This is a genomic window from Mesorhizobium sp. M2A.F.Ca.ET.037.01.1.1, from assembly GCF_003998075.1.
In the GTDB taxonomy this organism is placed as follows: Bacteria; Pseudomonadota; Alphaproteobacteria; order Rhizobiales; family Rhizobiaceae; genus Mesorhizobium.
Map to the genome: position 1 here is coordinate 1 of NZ_RZSA01001885.1, position 379 is coordinate 379.

Here is a 379-nt window from a genome sequence, read left to right on the forward strand (position 1 = left end):
GCCCTTCAGCTTCGCAAGCGTGCCTGCATCCACGGCTTCGGTATCGACGGGCACGAAGGTTTGGCTCTTTCCGACAGGAACTGCCTCGGCGCCGAAAGACCGAAGGACCTGCACCAGCAATTCCGCCGCGACCGAACTGTGCTGGTAGACGCCGATTCTCATTCCGGATAGCGAATCCGGCCCCAAAATGCCGTTGGCGCGCTCTAGGTAGCCGGCAACGGCTTCATCGTGATGCGATGGCCAGGCCGTTTCGGCAGGCGCCGGCGGATCGTACACGTTTGACCTTTCGGCGACATACTGCGTTATCGCAGCCTCGTCCGCTTTGTCGATCTCGCCATTCGGGCGATAGAATTTGATGCCGTTGCGGTCGGCGGGAATA

Annotated in this window: 1 pseudogene; it reads right to left on the bottom strand. The window is 60.7% G+C overall.

From position 1 onward, the window contains the following. Positions 1 to 379 (bottom strand): annotated as a pseudogene (locus EOA27_RS40305) (phosphomannomutase); the annotation flags it as partial.